Annotated in this window: 14 protein-coding genes and 1 pseudogene; 9 read left to right on the top strand and 6 right to left on the bottom strand. The window is 73.8% G+C overall.

Going from position 1 to position 18,367, the window contains the following annotated elements; translation table 11 throughout:
• Positions 1-4: 4 nt before the first annotated feature.
• Positions 5-1,081 (top strand): M24 family metallopeptidase, encoded by a 1,077-nt coding sequence (locus JOF36_RS21690; RefSeq protein WP_210030187.1) that lies wholly within the window; start codon positions 5-7, stop codon positions 1,079-1,081.
• Between the two features lie 4 nt (positions 1,082-1,085).
• Here the strand turns inward: JOF36_RS21690 and JOF36_RS21685 are convergent, their stop codons facing one another.
• The 5 genes from JOF36_RS21685 to JOF36_RS21665 all read right to left on the bottom strand — a co-directional run bounded on the left by JOF36_RS21685 (position 1,086) and on the right by JOF36_RS21665 (position 6,843).
• The gene (locus tag JOF36_RS21685; protein WP_210030180.1) at positions 1,086-2,279 is read right to left on the bottom strand and encodes an ABC transporter permease; all 1,194 of its coding nucleotides are present in this window, start codon (positions 2,277-2,279) and stop codon (positions 1,086-1,088) included.
• On the bottom strand, positions 2,276-3,163 hold the full coding sequence (locus JOF36_RS21680; protein ID WP_210030178.1) for an ABC transporter ATP-binding protein: 888 nt from the start codon (positions 3,161-3,163) through the stop codon (positions 2,276-2,278). Before JOF36_RS21680 ends, JOF36_RS21685 begins: the two co-directional genes overlap by 4 nt.
• Before the next feature lie 16 nt (positions 3,164-3,179).
• The gene (locus JOF36_RS41010; RefSeq protein ID WP_210030170.1) at positions 3,180-3,968 is read right to left on the bottom strand and encodes a CPBP family intramembrane glutamic endopeptidase; all 789 of its coding nucleotides are present in this window, start codon (positions 3,966-3,968) and stop codon (positions 3,180-3,182) included.
• A 75-nt stretch (positions 3,969-4,043) separates the two neighbouring features.
• Positions 4,044-6,164 (bottom strand): sensor histidine kinase, encoded by a 2,121-nt coding sequence (locus JOF36_RS41005; protein ID WP_210030168.1) that lies wholly within the window; start codon positions 6,162-6,164, stop codon positions 4,044-4,046.
• A 13-nt stretch (positions 6,165-6,177) separates the two neighbouring features.
• Complete coding sequence (locus tag JOF36_RS21665; protein ID WP_210030162.1) at positions 6,178-6,843, bottom strand: response regulator; 666 nt, start codon at positions 6,841-6,843, stop codon at positions 6,178-6,180.
• A 179-nt stretch (positions 6,844-7,022) separates the two neighbouring features.
• Between JOF36_RS21665 and efp the strand changes: the two genes are divergently transcribed.
• Together efp and nusB are read left to right on the top strand one after the other, a co-directional pair.
• On the top strand, positions 7,023-7,583 hold the full coding sequence (efp, locus tag JOF36_RS21660) for an elongation factor P (protein WP_210030161.1): 561 nt from the start codon (positions 7,023-7,025) through the stop codon (positions 7,581-7,583).
• Between the two features lie 15 nt (positions 7,584-7,598).
• Positions 7,599-8,018, top strand: coding sequence for a transcription antitermination factor NusB (gene nusB / locus JOF36_RS21655; protein ID WP_210030160.1), 420 nt, complete (start codon positions 7,599-7,601; stop codon positions 8,016-8,018).
• Positions 8,019-8,130: 112 nt separating this feature from the next.
• On the opposite strand, the gene bldD is transcribed toward nusB, so the two are convergent.
• Positions 8,131-8,622, bottom strand: a complete 492-nt coding sequence (gene bldD, locus JOF36_RS21650; RefSeq protein ID WP_210030159.1) for a transcriptional regulator BldD — start codon at positions 8,620-8,622, stop codon at positions 8,131-8,133.
• Positions 8,623-9,189: 567 nt separating this feature from the next.
• Between bldD and pyrR the strand changes: the two genes are divergently transcribed.
• From pyrR to pyrF, 6 genes and pseudogenes are all read left to right on the top strand, one after another.
• Positions 9,190-9,780, top strand: coding sequence for a bifunctional pyr operon transcriptional regulator/uracil phosphoribosyltransferase PyrR (gene pyrR / locus JOF36_RS21645; protein ID WP_210030158.1), 591 nt, complete (start codon positions 9,190-9,192; stop codon positions 9,778-9,780).
• Entirely contained in the window at positions 9,777-10,721 is a 945-nt protein-coding gene (locus JOF36_RS21640) for an aspartate carbamoyltransferase catalytic subunit (RefSeq protein ID WP_210030157.1), read from the top strand. The genes pyrR and JOF36_RS21640 overlap by 4 nt, the downstream gene beginning before the upstream one ends.
• A complete protein-coding gene (locus JOF36_RS21635; protein WP_210030156.1) occupies positions 10,718-12,010 on the top strand; it encodes a dihydroorotase in 1,293 nt (430 codons plus the stop codon). The genes JOF36_RS21640 and JOF36_RS21635 overlap by 4 nt, the downstream gene beginning before the upstream one ends.
• Positions 12,007-13,101, top strand: a pseudogene (carA, locus tag JOF36_RS21630) (glutamine-hydrolyzing carbamoyl-phosphate synthase small subunit); the annotation flags it as partial. The gene JOF36_RS21635 and the pseudogene carA, both read left to right, overlap by 4 nt.
• A 608-nt stretch (positions 13,102-13,709) precedes the next feature.
• Positions 13,710-17,006 carry a carbamoyl-phosphate synthase large subunit gene (gene carB / locus JOF36_RS21625; protein ID WP_210030155.1) on the top strand — a complete coding sequence of 1,099 codons (3,297 nt, stop codon included), beginning with the start codon at positions 13,710-13,712 and terminating at the stop codon, positions 17,004-17,006.
• Positions 17,003-17,836: an orotidine-5'-phosphate decarboxylase gene (gene pyrF / locus JOF36_RS21620; RefSeq protein WP_210030154.1), complete on the top strand. Its 834-nt coding sequence runs from the start codon at positions 17,003-17,005 to the stop codon at positions 17,834-17,836. The genes carB and pyrF overlap by 4 nt, the downstream gene beginning before the upstream one ends.
• Positions 17,837-18,367: the final 531 nt, after the last annotated feature.

The following is an 18,367-nucleotide window of genomic DNA, read 5'->3' as shown; positions in this document are numbered from 1 at the left end:
ACGCATGCCCCACCCCGACCGCCGGGACGCCCTGCGCGATCTCCTCATCCCCGCGGGCCTGGACGCCCTGCTGGTCACCGACCTGCTCGACGTCCGCTACCTCACCGGTTTCACCGGCTCCAACGCCGCCGTCGTCGTCGGTACCGGCGCGACGGACCTGCTCTGCACCGACGGCCGCTACCGGATCCAGGCCGCCGAGCAGTGTCCGGACCTGCAGACGGTGATCGACCGGCCGAGCGCCCCGGCCGCCGCGGCGTCGGTCCCGCCGGGGCGGGCGTTGGGCTACGACTCGGCGACGCTGACAGTGGACGGGCTCGCCGCGATCCGCGACGCCGTCCCCGGCCGCAGGCTGCGACGGGCCCCCGGACTGGTCACCCGGCTGCGGACGAGGAAGGACGCCGGTGAGGTCGCCGCGATCCGGGCCGCCTGCGAGCTGGCCGACACCGCGCTGGGCGAGCTGCTCGACGCCGGCGGGCTGGTCCCGGGCCGCACCGAGCGGGAGGTCGCACTGGACCTGGACGACCGGATGCGACGGCTGGGAGCCGTGGGGCCGTCGTTCGAGACGATCCTGGCCGCGGGGGAGCACTCGGCCGTCCCGCACCACCGGCCGACCGAAGCCGTACTGCGCCGCGGCGACCTCGTGAAGATCGACTTCGGGGCGACGCTGGACGGCTACCACTCCGACACCACCCGGACGTTCTGTCTCGGCCCGGCCGCGGACTGGCAGCGCGAGCTGCACGCGCTGGTCGATGCCGCCGCCGCGGCCGGCCGGACGGCGCTGGCCGACGGCGCCGCCGTCCCCGGTGTCGATGGTGCCGCCCGTGAGGTGATCGAGCAGGCCGGGTTCGGCGAGCAGTTCCCGCACGGCCTCGGGCACGGTGTCGGGCTGGCGGTGCACGAGGCGCCGTGGCTGGGGCGCTCGGGCACCGGGTCGATCGCCGCCGGGCAGGTCGTCACCGTGGAACCGGGCGTCTACCTGCAGGGACGCGGTGGGGTACGGATCGAGGACACCCTGCACGTGGTCCCGGACGGCCCGGCGGTGCCGCTGACGACCCTGCCGCGGGAGCTGATCGAGGTCTGACCGCTCAGCGTCGGCCGAGTGCCTCCCGCCAGGGGACGGTCGATCCGATCCGCAGGACGGAGCGGTGGTAGATCCGGGCGCCCAGCCACGCCAGCGCCGCCACGGCGGCGAGCATCAGCCCGATCGTCGCGACGATCTGGACGACGGTCGCCGATCCGTCGGCGATCCGCAGCGGCATCAGGATCGCCGAGAACGGCGGGATCCAGGACAGCACCGTCACCAGCGTCGCGTCCGGCGAACCGACGTAGTAGAAGGCCGCCCCGTAGAGCAGGAACAGGCTCAGCATCAGCGGCCCGGTCGTGGTGTTGATGTCCTCCTGGCGCGACACCATCGAGCCCGCGGCCGCGTACAGCACCGAGTAGAAGGCGAACCCGAGCACGAACCAGCCGAGCACGCTCGCGAACACCCCGACCGCGGTGGTGGTGAGGGTGAGTACCCCGGTGCCGATCCCGGCGGTCAGCCCGACGACGCCGTAGAGCGCGAGCTGCAGCAGCCCGACCGCACCGATGCCGACGATCTTGCCCCACAGCAGGTGCAACGGCCGGATCGTCGACAGCAGCAGCTCCACGACGCGGCTGGACTTCTCCTCGACCACGCCCATCGCCACGTAGGTGCCGAAGCCGAGTATCTGCCCGAACAGCAGGAACAGCGCGACGAGGCTCAGCGCGGTCCGCTGCCCGGCCTCCGGGTCGGGTGGGTCCAGCGCGTCGACGGTGAGCAGGGTCGGTGCGGTGCTGCGGTCCAGATCCGCCGGGTCGACGCCGAGCCCGGTGAGCGCGGCGTCGCGGGCCTGGCGTTCCAGCGCGGCGTCGAGCACCGCGCGGACCGGGCCCGGGACCTCCTCGTCGACGATCGCGACGGCGCCGTCGGCCGCCGGGAGGACCGCGACGTCGAGGTCGCCCGCCAGCACGGCCTCCCGCCCGGAGCCGGCGGAGTCGATCGGCCGCACGTCCACCGGCAGGCCGGACCGGTCACCGGCCTCGCTGATCGCGGCCGCGAGGTCCGGGGCTCCGGCGACACCGACGGTGGGGCGGTCGTCGCCGGACCCGCCGAACAGCGAGAAGGCGACGATGCCACCGGCGATGACCAGCAGCACGATCGCGTTGCTGATCACGAAGCTCTTCTTCACGACCTGGGCGCGGAACTCGCGCCGGGCGACCAGCGCGATCGCCCGGTGCGCGGGCAGCGGGCGCGTCACGCCACGACCTCCCGGTAGAGATCGGTCAGCGACGGCGTCCGGACGGTGAAGCCGTGCACCGGTCCGGTGGCGAGCGCGGCGGCCAGGACGCCCTGGTCGTCCGCGTGCCGGTCGAGCAGCAGGGTGGTCCGGCCGTCGGCCGCGCCCTCGACGGTGACCCCGGGCAGGCCGTCGGCCCAGCCGCGGGCCGCGCCCGGGGCGTGCACCTCGAGCCGGACGCCTGCGCCGCGGCGCACCTCGGCGACCGTGCCGACGGTCCGCATCCGGCCCGCCACGATGATCCCGACGCGGTCGCACAGCCGCTGCACGAGATCGAGCTGGTGGCTGGAGAACAGGACCGGGACCCCGGCGCGGGCCTTCTCCCGCAGCACCTCGCTCATCACGTCGACGGCGACCGGGTCGAGCCCGGAGAACGGTTCGTCGAGGACCAGCACGGCCGGGTCGTGCACCAGCGCCGCCGCCAGCTGGACACGTTGCTGGTTGCCCAGGCTCAGCGCGTCCACCGTGCTGGTCAGGCGCGCGGAGATGCCGAGGCGCTCGGCCCAGTGGACGCTCGCCCGGCGGGCGTCGGCCCGCCCCATCCCGTGCAGCTCGGCCAGGTAGGTGAGCTGCTCGCCGACCTTCATCTTCGGATACAGGCCGCGCTCCTCGGGCATGTAACCGATCGTGCGGCGGACGTCCAGGTCGACCGGGCGGCCGTCGAGCCGGACCTGGCCGGCATCGGCGGCGAGCACGCCGAGCGTGATGCGCATGGTCGTCGTCTTGCCGGCGCCGTTGGAGCCGACGAAACCGAGGATCTCACCGGGGCGTACGTCGAAGGAGACACCGTCGAGTGCGATCGTCTCCCCGTAGCGCTTGGACAGCGCGTCGATCTCGAGTGTCATGATCGGGTCTCTCGGCTCAGAGGAACAGGGTGGCGATCAGGAAGCCGGACGCGTTGAACACGACGTGCGTGAGCACCGCGGGCCAGACCGAGCGGGACCGCTCGTAGAGCAGTGCGCAGACCACACCGAGTACGAACGCGATCACCAGGATGATGTTCACGCCGTGCGCGAGCGCGAAGATCGCCGCGCTCGCCGGGGCGGCGACCCACACCCCGTAGCGGCGCAGCGCGCCGTAGCCGATGCCGCGGAACAGCAGTTCCTCGGCGAACGGGACGAGCAGCGCACCGGTGAGCAGGATCCCGGCGAGCATCAGCGGGTCGTCGCCGGCGAGCGCGTTGCCGAGGAATGCCTGCGGGTTCGACAGGTCACCGGTGATCTGCTGGTAGGTCCAGCCGACCCCGAACGCGAGGACCCGGGTCACGAGGCCGGCCGCCGCACCGATGAGCAGCCAGCGCAACGTCGTGCGGCGCAGCCCGATCGCCGGCAGCCACCGCACCCGCAGGGCCAGCACGGCGAACGCGGTCAGCAGCGTGGCGACCCCGGTGAGCGCGAGCAGCGGCACGGCCGCGGTCTCCAGGGCGTCCATCCCGGCGACGAGGATCAGCGTGAACCCCGCTGCCGCGGTCAGCACCAGGTAGATCGGGACCGCGACCAGCAGCTCGGTCCAGCCGACCGACGGGCGCCCCGGCCGCCCGGTGCCGGGCGGCGGCGTGGGCGGGACGGCACCCCCCGGGGTCGTCCCGCCCGCGGGCCCGCCCGGGCCGGTGCCTGCCGCCGCCCGGCCGCCACCGGGCTCTGTCGCCACTGTCGCCTCTATCGCCTCTGTCGTCCGGTTCCCCGTCATCGTTCCCCCTGGTCCGCGCCGTCGAGGGGGTCGACGTTAGGTGGCGAGGGGGTCGTTCCGGATCGGCGTGGAGGACGAGATCGGTGCCGGCCGGGTCTCGTCCGCGAGGACGACGGGGGAGCGGGGGAGCACCGCGTGGACCGACCAGCCCGGACCGTCGGCGGTGCCGGCGTGCAGTTCTCCGCCCAGCAGCGAGACCCGTTCGCGCATGCCGAGAAGCCCCAGCCCCGAGCCGTGACCGTCCGGCCGGTGGCCGGGTACGGGGCCGTCGTCGTGCACCTCGACCGACACCTGCGCCGGGCCGTGGGTGACGCGGACCCGGGTCGGTGTCGGGCCGGCGTGGCGCAGCACGTTGGTCAGCGCCTCGGTGAGGATCCGCTGGGCGAACAGATCGGCGTCGCCGGGCGGATCCGCCGGGCTCCCGACGGCCTCGACACCCACCGGCAACCCGGCCGTCCGCGACGGGGTGACGAGGTGTTCGATCCCCGCGGCGTCGAGGACGACACCGTGCGGGTCGGGCGTCAGGCCCGCGAGCTCGGGCAGCGCCGCGGCGACCCGGCGGCCGGACTCGGCGATGTGTGCCAGTGCCTCGGCCCGCGCCTGCGGGTCGTGGGCCAGCCGGGCGGCCCCGGCCTGCACCGCGATCGCGGAGACGTGGTGGGCGACGACGTCGTGCAGGTCCCGGGCGACCCGCAGGCGCTCCTGGGCGACGGCGTCGCGGTCGTGGGCGGCGTTGCGTTCCCGGCGCCGCCTCTCGGCCTCGGTCCGCTGCCTGCGGACCAGTACCCCGGCGACCCAGTACGGCACGACCCACAGGTAGGCGATCGCGATGATCGCCTGGTCCACCGGGACGACGGCCGGGGTCGTGCGGAGCGTCCCGGCGAGTGCGAGCAGCGTCCCGGCCAGGACCGCGGGACCCGAGTACCGGGCCGGTGCCCGCGACGAGGCGCCCCACACCAGCAGCAGCCAGCCGCAGTCGGCGACGAGGTTGCCGTTCGTCAGGGTCGCGGCGGTCAGCAGGCCGACGCTGGACACCAGCATCGCCACCACCGGCGCGGTGCGCCACCAGGCGATCGCCGCGAACTGGGCGGCGACGGCGAGCAGCGCCACCGGTGAGTTCAGCGGCAGCTCGAGCCGGGACAGCAGCAGGTCGACCGGTGGTTCGCCGGTGTCCACCTGCGGCAGCGCCGCCAGCGGCAGGGCCACCGCCAGGAACGCGGCGAGCGCGACCAGGCCTGCCTGGTCGGGCAGCGGTGGGATGCGGCCCTGCGCCGCTGGCGATGGCGTAGCCGGGTCACCCGCCGCGGGCTCGTCGTCGGCCGGGGCGCGCAGCACACCGAGCACGCGGCGCATCGCCGCGAGCACCGTCCGCGCCTCGTCGCGCAACGCCCGCAGGTCCGGCGCGGCCCCGCCCGGCGCGCTCCTGCCCGGCCCGTTCCTGCCCGGCCCGTTTCTGCCCGGCCCGTTTCTGCCCGGCCCGTTCCCGTCCGGCCCGTTCCCGTCCGGCCCGGTCCCGTCCGGGTCGACTGCCGCGGTGAGGCCGACCAGCCGGCGCAGCCCGGCGAGCACCCCGCTCCCGATCTCCTCGGCCATCCGGGACCGCTCGGTCCGCAGCGCCGCGGCCCGCCGGACCCGCTCGGTCTCCGCCCGCTGCTGCTCGGCGCGGCGGGCGCCGTAGCGGGTGTAGCGGCCCGCGGCGGCGCCGATGAGCACCAGCATGCTGACGCTGAGCCCGAGCCCGGTCGCGAGCCCCAGCCGGGTTCCCAGATCCGCGGGCATGCCGCCACCCAGGACCGCGGCGCCGGCGAGCGCCCCGAGCACCGGCAGCACCAGCCATCCGGTGGCCCGCCCGGGCGCGCGGGCGACGGCGAACGCCAGCACCGGCCAGGAGTAGCTCGCGAACGCGCCGATCGTCCCGAACTCCACGACCGCGACGACCGCGATCAGTGCGTACACCAGGCGCGGCCGCCCCCGGCGCAGCATGACCGCCGCGGCCTGGACGCCGGCCAGGACGATCCCGGCGGCGAGACCGGCCGCCCCGGTCAGCGGGGCGTTCATCACCGGGACCGGCGCGAAGACCGTGCCGACCACCTCGAGCATCGCGATCAGGAACACACCCGAGGCGAGTGCCGCGTCGCCGGCGCGCGAGCCCGGCACCGGCGCCGGTCGCTCAGCCGCCGGCACCGGCCGCCCCCACCAGCCCGTGCTCGTAGGCGAACACCACCAGCTGCACCCGGTCGCGCAGGTCCAGCTTGGTGAGCAGGTTCGACACGTGCGTCTTCACCGTCGTCGGGCCCAGGACCAGGTGGTCGGCGATCTCCGCGTTGGACAACCCGGTCGCGACCAGGGCGAGCACCTCCCGCTCCCGCCCGGTCAGCGTCCCCACCGGTCCGGGCGCCGGCTGCGGGTCGGCCGGCACGAACGACCCCACCAGGCGCCGGGTCACCGACGGCGCGAACAGCTCGTGGCCCGCGTGCACCGTCCGGACCGCGACCTGCAGGTCCTCCGGCTCGACGTCCTTCAGCACGAACCCGGACGCCCCGGCACGCAGGGCGTCGTAGACGTGCCGGTCCAGGTCGAAGGTGGTCACGACCAGCACCCGGATCGCCGAGTCGCGCAACGCCCGGATCCGCCGGGTGCCCTCGATACCGTCGGTGCCGGGCATCCGGACGTCCATCAGCACCACGTCGGGCCGCAGCGACTCCGCCAGCTCGGCGGCGGCGCCACCGTCGGACGCCTCGCCGACCACCTCGATGTCCGGCGCCGCGGCCAGCACCGTCCGCAGCCCCGCCCGCACCACCGCCTGGTCGTCGGCCACCACCACCCGCACCGTCATGCGGACATCCTCGCAGGCGGCCCGGAACCGCCAGGTGGACAGCGTGCCGGTAACCTTGCGCCCCGACGCATCGGACGTCCCCGCGACGCGCCGCCCGTTCCGCGAGCCGTGGCGCCGTCGTCATCGAAGGGCGCGGTGCCCGACCGCACGACCCGACACCCGAGCAGGAGAGCGCGCACGTGGCGACGACGAACGACCTGAAGAACGGCCTGGTGCTGAACATCGATGGCCAGCTGTGGACCGTCACGGCGTTCCAGCACGTCAAGCCGGGCAAGGGCGGTGCGTTCGTGCGTACCACCCTCAAGAACGTGATGTCCGGCAAGACCGTCGACAAGACCTTCAACGCCGGCACGAAGGTCGACACCGCGACGGTCGACCGGCGCGACATGACCTATCTGTACCGCGACGGCGGCGACTTCGTGTTCATGGACGGTGACACCTTCGAGCAACTCCCGATCTCGGAGAAGGCCGTCGGCGACGCCGCGAAGTACCTGCTGGAGAACGCCGTCGCCCAGGTCTCGCTGCACGAGGGCGAGCCGCTGTTCATCGAGCTCCCGACCTCGGTCGAGCTCGTCATCTCGCACACCGACCCGGGGCTGCAGGGCGACCGCTCCACCGGCGGCACCAAGCCGGCGACCCTGGAGACCGGAGCCGAGATCCAGGTGCCGCTGTTCCTCGAGTCCGGCACCAAGATCAAGGTCGACACGCGGGACGGCCGGTACCTCGGCCGTACCTCCTGATGCAGGCGGTCTGACGTGCGCGCACGTACCAAGGCCCGCAAGCGGGCCCTGGACATCCTCTTCGAGGCCGAGGCCCGCGACGAGGCACCGCTGCGGGTGCTGACCGCGCGCCGCGAGACGGACGACGCCCCGCCGGTGCAGGACTACGCGGCGAAGCTCGTCGAGGGTGTCGCGGCCCATCGTGAACGGATCGACCAGCTGCTCGCCGAGCACGCCGTGGGCTGGTCGGTCGACCGCATGCCCGCGGTGGACCGCGGGCTGCTGCGGATCGCGGTCTACGAGCTGCTGTGGGTCGACGACGTCGACGATCCGGTGGCCATCACCGAGGCGGTCGAGCTGGCGCGGACGCTGTCCACCGACGACTCACCGCGCTACGTCAACGGGGTCCTCGGGCAGATCTCGGACATCGCCGAGCACCTGCGCGCGACGCTGTAGCGAACGGACGGGCCGGTGGCGGCCGGGAGACTGTGCGGATCCCGGCCACCACCGGCCCGTTCCGGACGCCGGGCGCGCCACCCTTCCCCTGGGGCGCGTCCGGCGCGACCGATCATGCCACGGGATTGCCGGGCCGTGCCTCCGGTGGCAGCACGCCCCAGTCGATGAGCTGGTCGGTGAGCTCACCGGGCGACATGTCGTAGATGATCGCGAGCGAGCGCAGGTCCTCGGCACGGATGGACAGCACCTTGCCGTTGTAGTCGCCGCGCTGGCTCTGGATGGCCGCGGCGTAGCGGGCCAGCGGGCCCACCTTGTCCGCGGGGAGCTGCTGCAGCCGCTCCAGGTTGATCACGATCTTGGTTGCCGGCTCGCTGCCGGACGGGATGCGCCCCTCGGGAAGCAGCTCGGCCACCGGCACCCCGTAGAAGTCGGCCAGCTCGGCCAGCTTCTGCACGGTGACCGCCCGGTCACCGCGCTCGTAGGAGCCCACGACGACCGCCTTCCAGCGACCGCCGGACTTCTGCTCGACGCCGTGCAGCGACAGCCCCTGCTGCTGCCTGATCGCCCGGAGCTTCCCCCCGAGCGCCTTGGCGTAGTCGCCCATCGATCCCCTCGTTCCTACGGTCCGTGCCGCAGTCCGCCGGTCGGTCACCGGCGGTGTGCCGGATGGCCGTGGCGTCGCCCCTGTGGGTGGTCCCCGATCTCCGTTGGCGGCGCCGGGTGCCCCGGCGGCGGCGTCCGGCTTCCGGCCGTCGCGCGCGCCCCGGCTCTGCGGCACGTTCCCTGATTGATACGGAGAGTAATCCTCCGGGTCCGGTCCGACGCGGTCAAGTTCGACCCCCTGCTCGGGGGGTTGACGAGCGCTTTCCCACACGAACGGGGCAGTCGCGCGTCCCTCGTCTGCGGTAGCGCAGGGTGTGGAGACCGCGAGCACCACCCGCTCCTGTGGGTGTGATGGGGGGAACCGGGTCACGCCGGCCGACCGGGCACGGCCGGTTCGACCGATGCGCATCGTGACCGGACCGTGACCTCGAACGGGTGGCCGGGGGAGCGGCGCAGCGCACATGTGACGCCGTGCGGCCGGGCCCTCGTCACACCGGGCCGGTTGCTAGTTTGGCCGTGCAAGACCGTCCTTTAAGCCCGTCCGGTGAGGCGGGGAAGGAGCTACCTCGTGGCGCAGAACCGCCGCGGGGACGTAGGCGCGCAGGATCCCGGCCGGGAACTGCTCTCGGCAGCCGACGTCACCCGCACCATCGCGCGCATCGCGCACCAGATCATCGAGAAGACCGCGTTCGGCCCGGACGCCGCCGACGATCTCGTCCTGCTCGGCGTCCCGACCCGCGGTGTCCACCTGGCCCACCGGCTGGCCGCGGCGATCACCGACTTCGCCGGCGTCGCACCGACCGTCGGGTCCGTGGACGCCACCCTCTACCGCGACGACCTGCGCCGCGGCCCGGCCCGTGCGCTGGAGTCCACCGCCGTGCCGGAGGGCGGGGTGGACGACAAGCTGGTCGTGCTCGTCGACGACGTCCTGATGTCGGGCCGCACCACCCGGGCGGCGCTGGACGCGCTGCGCGACGAGGGCCGCCCGAGGATCGTGCAGTTGGCCGTCCTGATCGACCGGGGGCACCGCGAGCTACCGATCCGCGCGGACTACGTGGGCAAGAACGTGCCGACCTCGCGCTCCGAGCAGATCCTGTTGTCGCTCACCGAGATCGACGGCAGCGACGGCGTGTGGCTGACCCAGGGGGAGACCGCGTGAGACACCTGCTCTCGGCCGCCGACCTCGATGCCAGCGAGGCGACCGCGCTGCTCGACACGTCCGACCGGCTGCGTCAGGCGCTGCTCGGCCGCGAGGTCCGCAAGCTGCCGACGCTGCGTGGGCGCACCGTCATCACGATGTTCTACGAGAACTCCACCCGCACCCGGGTGTCGTTCGAGATCGCCGGCAAGTGGATGAGCGCGGACACGGTCAACGTCTCGGCGTCCGGCTCCTCGGTGTCCAAGGGGGAGTCGTTGCGCGACACCGCGCTGACGCTGTCCTCGATGGGCGCCGACTGCGTGGTGGTGCGGCACCCGGCGTCCGGGGCCGCGCACCGGCTCGCGCACTGGGTCGAGGCCGACCGGGAGGCCACCGGCACCCCGACCGCGATCGTGAACGCGGGCGACGGGACCCACGAGCACCCCACCCAGGCGCTGCTCGACGCGGCCACGCTGCGGGACCGGCTCGGCGGGATCGCCGGGCGCCGGATCGGCATCGTCGGCGACGTGCTGCACTCGCGGGTCGCGCGCTCCAACGTGCTGCTGCTCGCGACGCTGGGCGCCGAGGTCGTGCTGGTCGCGCCGCCGACCCTGCTGCCCACCGGTGTCGAGTCCTGGCCGTGCCGGGTCTCGCACGAGCTCGACGCCGAGCTGGCCGGGCTGGACGCGGTGATGATGCTGCGCGTGCAGGCCGAGCGGATGCACGGCGGCTTCTTCCCCTCCGCGCGCGAGTACGCGGTCCGGTTCGGGCTCTCCGAACAGCGCGCGTCCCGGCTGCCCGAGCACGCCGTCGTGCTGCACCCCGGCCCCATGATCCGCGGCATGGAGATCGCCCCCGCGGTCGCCGACGCCGGCAACTCCGCGGTCCTCGCCCAGGTGCGCAACGGCGTGCACGTCCGGATGGCCGTCCTCTACCACCTACTCGCAGGAGCACCCGAGTGAGCCAGCTTCTGATCACCAACGCCCGGCCCTACGGCGAGGACGCCGTCGACGTCCTGGTCACCGACGGGGTCGTGACGACCATCGCGGCCGGTCTGACGGCCCCCGACGGCGCCGAGGTGCTCGACGCCCGGGGCGCGGTCCTGCTGCCCGGTTTCGTCGACCTGCACGTGCACCTGCGTGAACCCGGTGGCGAGGAGTCCGAGACGGTCGAGACGGGCAGCCGCGCCGCGGCCCTGGGCGGGTTCACCGCGATCTTCGCGATGCCGAACACCGACCCGGTCGCCGACTCCGACGTCGTCGTCGAGCACGTGTGGCGGCGCGGTGCCGAGATCGGCCTGGTCGACGTGCACCCGGTCGGCGCCGTGACCGTCGGGCTGGGCGGGGAGCGCCTCGCCGAGCTCGGGACCATGGCGGACTCCCGCGCCGGCGTGCGGATGTTCTCCGACGACGGCCGGTGCGTGAACGACCCGCTGATCATGCGCCGCGCGCTGGAGTACGCATCGGTGCTGGACGTGGTGATCGCCCAGCACGCCGAGGACCACCGGCTCACCGGCGGCGCGCAGGCGCACGAGGGCGCGGCCGCCGCGCGGCTGGGCCTGACCGGCTGGCCTGCCACCGCCGAGGAGACGATCGTCGCCCGGGACTGCGCGCTGGCCCGCGAGGCGCGGGCCCGGCTGCACGTCTGCCACATCTCGACCGCCCGCACCATCGACGTGCTTCGCACCGCGAAGGCCGCCGGCGTGCAGGTCTCCGCCGAGGTGACCCCGCACCACCTGCTGCTCACCGACAGCAGGCTGTCGAGCTACGACCCGGTGAACAAGGTCAACCCGCCGCTGCGCACCGCCGACGACACCCGCGCCATGCGCGAGGCGCTCGCCGAGGGTGTGATCGACGTCGTCGCCACCGACCACGCCCCGCACGCCGCGCAGTACAAGGACACCGAGTGGCAGGCCGCGAAGCCGGGCATGCTGGGCCTGCAGACGGCGTTGTCGGTACTGATCGAGACCATGGTCGAGCCGGGCCTGCTGGACTGGCACGGCGTCGCGCGGGTGCTCTCGGAGCGACCCGCGGAGATCGGGAGACTGCCCGACCAGGGCCGTCCGGTCGCGGAGGGCGAGCCGGCGACGTTCGCGCTCGTCGACCCCGACGCGGTGTGGACGGTCCGGGGCACGAACCTGGCGAGCAAGGCGGCGAACACGCCGTACGAGGGAATGCGACTGCCCGGAACGGTGGTCGCCACGGTGTTGCGTGGCCGCATCACCGCGCAGGACGGGAAGGTTCAGGAATGACGGCGCTACTGGTGCTCGAGGACGGGCGGATCTTCCGCGGTGCGGCGTTCGGCGCGACCGGGCAGACGCTCGGCGAGGCCGTGTTCACCACCGGCATGACCGGTTACCAGGAGACGTTGACCGACCCGTCGTACCACCGTCAGATCGTGCTGCAGACCGCGCCGCAGATCGGCAACACCGGCTGGAACGGCGAGGATGACGAGTCGTCCGGCATCCAGGTCGCCGGCTACGTCGTGCGCGACCCGGCGCGGCGCGCGTCGAACTGGCGGTCCACCGGGTCGCTGGAGGACGCACTGCGCACGCAGGGGATCGTCGGCGTCGCGGGGATCGACACCCGCGCCGCGGTCCGGCACCTGCGCGAGCGGGGCGCCATGCGGGCCGGGATCTTCTCCGGCGACGCGCTGGCCGCCGACGAGGAGCTGGTCGAACGGGTGCAGCAGAGCCCGCAGATGGAGGGTGCCGACCTCTACGGCGCCGTCACCACGGGCGAGAGCTACGTCGTCCCCGCCGTGGGGGAGCGGCGGTTCGTCGTGGCCGCCCTCGACGTCGGGATCAAGTACAACACCCCGCGGATGATGGCGGCGCGCGGCATCGAGGTCCACGTGCTGCCCGCGTCCAGCACGATCGAGACGATCGAGGCGCTGCGTCCGGACGGGTTCTTCCTGGCCAACGGCCCGGGCGACCCGGCCACCGCCCACGAGCCGGTCGCGCTGACCGAGCAGGTGCTCGAGCGGCGGATCCCGCTGTTCGGGATCTGCTTCGGCAACCAGCTCCTCGGCCGCGCGCTGGGGCGCTCCACGTACAAGCTCCGCTACGGCCACCGCGGGATCAACATCCCGGTCGTCGAGCACGCCACCGGCCGGGTCGCGATCACCTCGCAGAACCACGGCTTCGCCGTCGAGGGCGAGGCGGGCGAGGAGTTCGACACCCCGTACGGCCGCGCGACGATCACCCACACCTGCCCGAACGACGGCTGCGTCGAGGGCATGGCCGGGATCGACTTCCCGGCGTTCTCGGTGCAGTACCACCCGGAGGCCGCCGCCGGCCCGCACGACGCCGCGGACCTCTTCGACCGGTTCACCCAGCTCATGGCGGACCACCCGGTCGGCTACGCCGGGGTCGCCGCACAGCGCCCGGCCGGCATCGAGCCCGCGCCGTACCCGGAGCCGGAGATGCTCGAGCAGCCGTCGCCGTCCGCGCCGCCGTCGGCCACCGCCGGCCCGTCGGTCGAGCTCAACCCGGACCGCCCGGCAGCCACCTCGGCGGCCGCACCGATCCGGCCCACCACCCCCGAGGAGCCGCGCCGGGCGGCCGACACGGCCCCCGAGGAGCCCGGCCGGGAAGGCCCCACCGCCCCCGGCACCGACGACACCACCCGGCTGCCCGTCGCCTCGCCCGGTGACACATCGGCGTCCGGGCGGGACGAGATCGAGCCCCCGACCAGCCGGATGCCGGCCGTCGGCCGTCCCGGCACCCCGGACCCGCTGACCGCGCCGTTCTCCGACATCGAGAACGCGCTGCGCCGCGACGGTGGCGCGGCCGCCCACCCGGCCACCACCGCGGACCCGGCCGAACCGCAGGGCACCGACCCGGTGAGCGGCCGGGCGGGCCCGGTCGACGACCGGCCGTGGCCACCGCCCCCCACGAGCACCCCGCAGACCCCGCAGCACGACGACCAGGCCCGGCAGGAGGACCGCTGATGCCCCGCCGCGACGACATCAAGCACGTGATGGTGATCGGTTCCGGACCGATCGTCATCGGCCAGGCCTGCGAGTTCGACTACTCCGGCACCCAGGCGTGCCGGGTGCTGCAGGCCGAGGGCATCCGCGTCTCGCTGGTCAACTCGAACCCGGCGACGATCATGACCGACCCGGAGTTCGCCGACGCCACCTACATCGAGCCGATCACCCCGGAGTTCGTCGAGAAGGTCATCGCGACCGAACGGCCGGACGCGATCCTGGCGACCCTGGGCGGGCAGACCGCGCTGAACACCGCGATCGCGCTGCACGAGAACGGCGTGCTCGAGCGCTACGACGTCGAGCTGATCGGCGCCGACGTCGAGGCCATCGAGCGCGGCGAGGACCGGCTGAAGTTCAAGGACATCGTCACCGAGGTGGGCGGCGACGTGCCGCGCTCGAAGGTCTGCCACTCGATGGACGAGGTCCGCGCGGCCGCCGAGGAGCTGGGCCTGCCGGTCGTCATCCGGCCGTCGTTCACCATGGGCGGGCTCGGCTCGGGCATGGCGCACACGGCCGACGAGCTGGAGCGTCTCGCCGGTGCCGGGCTCGCCGCCTCCCCGGTCACCGAGGTCCTCATCGAGGAGTCGGTGCTCGGCTGGAAGGAGTTCGAGCTCGAGCTCATGCGCGACCACCGCGACAACGTGGTCGTCGTCTGCTCGATCGAGAACGTCGACCCGATGGGCGTGCACACCGGCGACTCGATCACCGTGGCCCCGGCGATGACGCTCACCGACCGCGAGTACCAGCACATGCGCGACGTCGGCATCGCGGTGCTGCGCGCGGTCGGCGTCGACACCGGCGGCTGCAACATCCAGTTCGCGGTCCACCCGGAGACCGGGCGCCTGGTCGTGATCGAGATGAACCCGCGCGTCTCCCGGTCGTCGGCGCTCGCGTCGAAGGCCACCGGGTTCCCGATCGCCAAGATCGCCGCCCGGCTCGCGGTCGGCTACACCCTCGACGAGATCCGCAACGACATCACCGGCGAGACCCTCGCGGCGTTCGAGCCGACCCTGGACTACGTCGCCGTCAAGATCCCGCGGTTCGCCTTCGAGAAGTTCCCCGGCGCCGATCCCGAGCTGACGACGACCATGAAGTCGGTCGGCGAGGCCATGGCGCTGGGCCGGTCGTTCGCCGAGGCGCTGGGCAAGGCACTGCGCTCGATGGAGCGGGCCCGGGCCGGCTTCTGGACCGTGCCGGACCCGTCGGGCGAGCCCGAGTACGCCACCCCGGTCGACGGCCGCATCTACGAGGTCGAGCGGGCGCTGCGCCACGGGCAGTCGGTCGACGACGTCGCCAAGGCGTCCGGGATCGACCCGTGGTTCGTCGACCAGATCGCGCTGCTCGGTGAGATCCGCGCCGAGCTCGAGGCCGCCCCCGTCCTCGACGCGGACCTGCTGCGCCGGGCCAAGCGCTACGGCCTGTCCGACCGTCAGCTCGCCGCCGTCCGGACCGAGTTCGCGGGTGAGGACGGCGTGCGGACCCTGCGGCACCGGCTCGGCATCCGGCCGGTCTACAAGACCGTCGACACCTGCGCCGCCGAGTTCGCCGCGAAGACGCCGTACCACTACTCGGCCTACGAGACCGACCCCTCCGCCGAGTCGGAGATCGCGCCGCAGACCGAGAAGCCGAAGGTGCTGATCCTCGGCTCGGGCCCGAACCGGATCGGGCAGGGCATCGAGTTCGACTACTCGTGCGTGCACGCGGTGATGGCGCTGCGCGAGGCCGGGTTCGAGACGGTGATGGTCAACTGCAACCCGGAGACCGTCTCCACCGACTACGACACCGCGGACCGCCTCTACTTCGAGCCGCTGACCTTCGAGGACGTCCTCGAGGTCGTGTACGCGGAGCAGCAGTCCGGCACCGTCGCCGGCGTGATCGTGCAACTCGGCGGTCAGACCCCGCTGGGGCTGGCCCAGCGGCTGACCGACGCCGGGGTGCCGGTCGTCGGGACGTCCGCGGCCGCGATCGACCTGGCCGAGGACCGCGGCGCGTTCGGTGAGGTGCTCCGCAAGGCCGGGCTGCCCGCGCCGGAGTTCGGCATGGCGACCAGCTTCGAAGGGGCGCGGGAGATCGCGGCCCGGATCGGCTACCCGGTGCTCGTGCGGCCGTCGTACGTGCTCGGCGGGCGCGGCATGGAGATCGTCTACGACGAGGCGACGCTGGCCGGCTACATCGCCCGCGCCACCACGATCTCGCCGGACCGCCCGGTGCTGGTCGACAAGTTCCTCGACGACGCCATCGAGATCGACGTCGACGCGCTCTGCGACGGCGAGGAGGTCTACCTCGGCGGAGTGATGGAGCACATCGAGGAGGCCGGGGTGCACTCCGGCGACTCGTCCTGCACGCTGCCGCCGATCACGCTGGGATCCTCGGTGCTGGCCAAGGTGCGGGAGGCGACGGCCGGGATCGCGCACGGTGTCGGCGTCCGCGGTCTGCTGAACGTGCAGTACGCGCTGCACGGCGACGTGCTCTACGTGCTGGAGGCCAACCCGCGGGCGTCGCGGACGGTGCCGTTCGTGTCCAAGGCGACCTCGATCCCGCTGGCCAAGGCCGCGGCGCGGATCATGCTGGGCGCGACCATCGCCGATCTGCGCACCGAGGGGCTGCTCCCGGCTACCGGCGACGGCGGCGCGCTGCCTGCCGACTCGCCGGTAGCGGTCAAGGAGGCGGTGCTGCCGTTCAACCGGTTCCGCAACACCGCGGGCCAGGGCGTCGACCCGCTGCTCGGGCCGGAGATGAAGTCCACCGGCGAGGTCATGGGCTTCGACGCGGCCTTCGGCCCGGCGTTCGCGAAGTCGCAGGCCGCCGCCTACGGCTCGCTGCCGGTCTCGGGCACCGTGTTCGTCTCGATCGCCGACCGGGACAAGCGGGCGATGGTGTTCCCGATCCGCCGCCTCGCCGACATGGGCTTCGAGATCCTCGCCACCGACGGCACGGCGGAGGTGCTGCGCCGCAACGGGATCAACGTGACCGTCGTGCGCAAGCACTCGGCCGGGTCGTCCCCGGAGACCCCGACGATCGTGGACGGGATCCTCGCCGGGGAGGTCGGCCTGATCATCAACACCCCGGTCGGCAACCCCGGCCCGCGGGTCGACGGCTACGAGATCCGGGCCGCCGCCGTGTCCCGCGGGGTCCCGTGCATCACCACGGTGCAGGGCGCGGCGGCCGCGGTGCAGGGCATCGAGGCGCTCGCCTCCGGCGGGCTCGGGGTGCGGTCGCTGCAGCAGGCGCACTCGGCGCTGCGGGCGGGGTCGTGACCTTCGGGGCACGGCTGTCCGACGCGGTGGCGGCGGCCGGGCCGCTGTGCGCGGGGATCGACCCGCACCCGGCGCTGCTGACCGGGTGGGGGCTGACCGACGACGCCGACGGCCTCGCCCGCTTCGCCGACGCCTGTCTCGCCGGGTTCGCCGGCTCGGTGGCGGTCGTGAAGCCGCAGTCGGCGTTCTTCGAACGGCACGGTGCGGCCGGCATCGCCGTACTGGAACGGCTGCTGGCGGCCTTCGCGCAGACGCCGACCCTGACCCTGCTCGACGCGAAGCGCGGCGACATCGGGTCGACGATGGACGGCTACGCCGACGCCTACCTGCGGGTGGGCGCCCCGCTCGGCGCGGACGCGCTGACCCTGTCGCCGTACCTCGGCTTCGACTCCCTGGAGCCGGCGCTGCAGGCGGCGGCCGAGGCGGGGCGCGGGGTGTTCGTGCTGGCCAGGACGTCGAACCCGGAGGGTGCGCCGGTGCAGCTCGCCACCGGCGCCGGGGGCCGCTCGGTGGCCCAGTCGGTGGTCGACGCGGCCGCTGCCCGCAACGCAGGCGGCTCCCCGTGTGGTGACGTCGGCGTCGTGGTGGGTGGCACGACCGAGCACGGGCTCGACCTGTCCGCCCTGAACGGCCCGGTCCTGGTGCCCGGCCTCGGCGCGCAGGGCGCGAGCCCGGCCGACGTCGTCGCCCGGTTCACCGGCACGCCGGGCCCGGTGCTGCCGGTCGCCGCCCGCCAGGTGCTGCGCGCCGGCCCCGACCCGGACGCACTGCGAGCCGCCGCCCGCGCCCTGGGGGAGCAGCTGACCGCGGCCCACGCCGGGTCGCACTGAGCGCCCTCGCGCGCCAAGGACCCGGCCGCCCGGGCCACGGCGCGGGTTGATCGCCACAGGAGTGCCGGCGCGGCGGCCACCGGGGGTCAGCGCTGCGCGACCAGCCACGGCCTGGAGATGCCGGGCCTCGAGCGCTGATCGTGCCACGGATGGCACCGATCAGCACGCAACGCACGATCACCCGCCGCCGAGCCGCCGAGTGTCACGTTGTGGTGCCCTTGGCAGCCATAACGTGACACTCGACGGGCACGGGCACGGGCACGGGCGTCGAGTGGCCGAGTCGCCGAGTCGCCGAGTCGCCGAGTCGCCGAGCGTCACGTTGTGGTTGTCCCGGCAGCCACAACGTGACACTCGACGGGCAGGGCGTCGAGTGGCGCGTTCTCGCCCAGGCGAGGGCGGGTTCGTGAGACTCGATCGCGCTGCGGTCGTCGAGTGGCGCGTTTTCGCCGCGCCGGGGGCAGGATCGTGCGCTTCGACGGGCCTCGGACGTCTCGACGGGCTCGGGCGGACTCGGCGAGGCGAGCATGCGTC

The sequence above is a fragment of the Pseudonocardia parietis genome, from assembly GCF_017876315.1.
GTDB lineage: Bacteria > Actinomycetota > Actinomycetes > Mycobacteriales > Pseudonocardiaceae > Pseudonocardia > Pseudonocardia parietis.
The sequence above is the reverse complement of the archived record's forward strand: the minus strand, read 5'-3'. Positions and strand labels throughout refer to the sequence as shown.